This is a genomic window from Neobacillus pocheonensis, assembly GCF_050477905.1.
In the GTDB taxonomy this organism is placed as follows: Bacteria; Bacillota; Bacilli; order Bacillales; family Cytobacillaceae; genus Neobacillus; species Neobacillus pocheonensis_A.
Genome location: NZ_JBCNAD010000119.1, coordinates 1 through 1,786 on the forward strand (window position 1 = coordinate 1; position 1,786 = coordinate 1,786).

Annotated in this window: 3 protein-coding genes; 1 reads left to right on the forward strand and 2 read right to left on the reverse strand. The window is 46.0% G+C overall.

The features are described 5' to 3' along the window. On the forward strand, nucleotides 1–232 hold a 232-nt coding region (locus ABES02_RS29760; RefSeq protein ID WP_430141648.1), incomplete at its 5' end, for a VOC family protein. Between the two features lie 39 nt (nucleotides 233–271). On the opposite strand, the gene ABES02_RS29765 is transcribed toward ABES02_RS29760, so the two are convergent. Both ABES02_RS29765 and ABES02_RS29770 read right to left on the reverse strand, forming a co-directional pair. Beyond that, nucleotides 272–1,159: an IS3 family transposase gene (locus tag ABES02_RS29765; protein ID WP_430141651.1), complete on the reverse strand. Its 888-nt coding sequence runs from the start codon at nucleotides 1,157–1,159 to the stop codon at nucleotides 272–274. A 44-nt stretch (nucleotides 1,160–1,203) separates the two neighbouring features. Continuing rightward, nucleotides 1,204–1,530 carry a transposase gene (locus ABES02_RS29770; RefSeq protein ID WP_430141654.1) on the reverse strand — a complete coding sequence of 109 codons (327 nt, stop codon included), beginning with the start codon at nucleotides 1,528–1,530 and terminating at the stop codon, nucleotides 1,204–1,206. Nucleotides 1,531–1,786 lie beyond the last annotated feature (256 nt).

Below are 1,786 nucleotides of genomic sequence, written 5' to 3' on the forward strand. Positions count from 1 at the left end.
TAACGGAGAAGATCACTATACAATTGGATTTAAAGTTAAAAACATAGAGGGCTTTCATAAATTTTTGCAAGGACTTGGAACAAAGATCAATGACATTCAAGATGAAGGGGTTGTGGGTAAATTTTTTACATTTTATGATCCGTTCGGAAATATGTTTGATGTACATCAGCCACCAAACAAAACACCGGCTAGACACCCTTATTATGGACAATGCACCTCTTATTCGATATGACTCCTAGCATTGCTCCAATTTGCTTCGTTTTTCATCGAATTAGACCTTAATCTGCTTCGGTTTTACAGTTCCTTGCTTAATTGCCTCCATATATTCGTATGGCGAGAAGTCGTAGATGCTGCCATGGATTCGGATGCGATTGTAATCCTGGATAAACTGACTGACGATTTCATAAGCCTGTCGATAGGTCTTAAACTCATGGCGACGATAACACTCGGATTCCAGAATGGCATGAAACGATTCAATATGAGCGTTCTTATTCGGCGTCTTTGGCGGTATGCGTTCGTGGATGATTTCAAACACCGCGCACGCCTCTTCAAATCGATGACTAATGAACTGTGGACCGTTGTCTGATCGGATGACCGGCTTATTCACTTTGTCAAAGAGTTGGCGCTTCATCAGTGCTTCATGCGTGATCTGAACGAGATGCTGGGCTTCACAGGTCAATCCGATATGATAGGCGATGATGACGCGATCAAAGACATCAATGATGCTCATTAAGAAGAAGAATCGCTGCTCGCCGTGGAGCCTGCCATACTTAATATCCGTTTCCCAGAGCTGATTGGAGTCTGTTATGACGCGATTATTAGCCACTCGTTTGGGATACTTGATCTTAAGCTGTCGCTGGGGGCGAAGCACATCCATTCGCTTGCAAAGGCGGTAGACCTTCTTTTTATTGATCCGCAGACTATGGCGTCTTCTGAGTAACACCGTTAGCTTGCGATAGCCGTATGACGCGCCCTCGCCTGCCAGAAACTCCATGATCCACTCGCAGATTTGCTCGTCGCTGACTAGCTTGCCATCTTGTGTATACGATAAGCCCGGCACGGGACGACCAGCGCTGTGTGTCGCCACTGCCACCGCTTGCTGCCTTCTGCTCACATGGGCATAGTAGGTGGATCGCTCCACATCAAGCACACGCAGCACAAAGCTGATGCAATGCCCTTGACCAATATACTTCTGAGCGATTTCTATTTTATCCGCAAGTGCGGGTTCGTTTTTTTTAGTAGGTCTTTGAGAATGTCCCTCTCGAGGGCTTGCTCGGCGTAGAGCTTCTTAAGCTTTTCGTTCTCTTTTTGAAGCTGTGCATAATCTTCAGCTGTTGGAATGAACTTCGCCTGCTTGATGCTTGTTCCCTCTAACTGATCGAGATCCTTTCGGTTCAGTTCTCTGGCCCACCTAAGAACCATCTTCGGATCGAGTTCATGCTGCCTTGCTACGGCGGTCATGTTTCCAATTTCTTCTCCTTTGGCGACCACCATCTTCTTGAAATTCAGGTCGTACTGCTTCTTCTTCATTTCGTTCCCCTCCGCCTCAATATTATTGTATCGAAGTAAGGGATGTACTGTCCAAATTCATTTGGGGGCTAAAAAGGCAAGCATAGGTATGACGAAAACGATGTGGATATACATTAACTTTGAGCCCTCCCCGATCAGCAAGACGTTTTAAAGCCCACCTGATCGTCGGAATAGCCATCCGTTTTGTAGGATGTGTATCGGTTACAAATAAGGCCTTGCAAGAGTCCTCGCGGCTGGGTCTGTCAAGAATTTCGTG